Annotated in this window: 1 pseudogene; it reads left to right on the forward strand. The window is 57.6% G+C overall.

The features are described from left to right. Positions 1–236 precede the first annotated feature (236 nt). A pseudogene (locus tag AB1462_RS32280) lies at positions 237–417 on the forward strand (hypothetical protein); the annotation flags it as partial.

Here is a 417-nt window from a genome sequence, read left to right on the forward strand (position 1 = left end):
GTTCAAGGCGATCTTCAATCAGATGCACAATGATGTCGTTGCCGACATCCCGATGTTCCACATGATCGGCTACACCCGCGTCGGCAAGCGTCTGGACTGGCAGCCCGACATCACAACCAACAGCGAAATACCGCTGGCGAATATCCGCCTGAAGAAATGAACGACTTGGCGCGCGGGCGAATGCCGCCCGCGCGTTTCCATCTGTCGCCGTCGATCGAGATCGAAGGGTCATCTTCATGCTGAGTTATATCGGGCGACGTGCGTCGCACAGTATTATCGCCGTCATCGGACTGCTGGCTCTGGTGTTTTTCCTCACCAGGCTGACAGGCGATCCGTCCTATCTGTTCCTGCCGCCCGACTCGACGCAGGAGGCCCGCGCTGCTTTCTCCAAGCTGCATGGTTTCGATCAGCCTATCT

Source organism: Pseudomonas sp. SB113 (assembly GCF_040754745.1).
Taxonomy (GTDB): Bacteria; Pseudomonadota; Gammaproteobacteria; order Pseudomonadales; family Pseudomonadaceae; genus Aquipseudomonas; species Aquipseudomonas grimontii.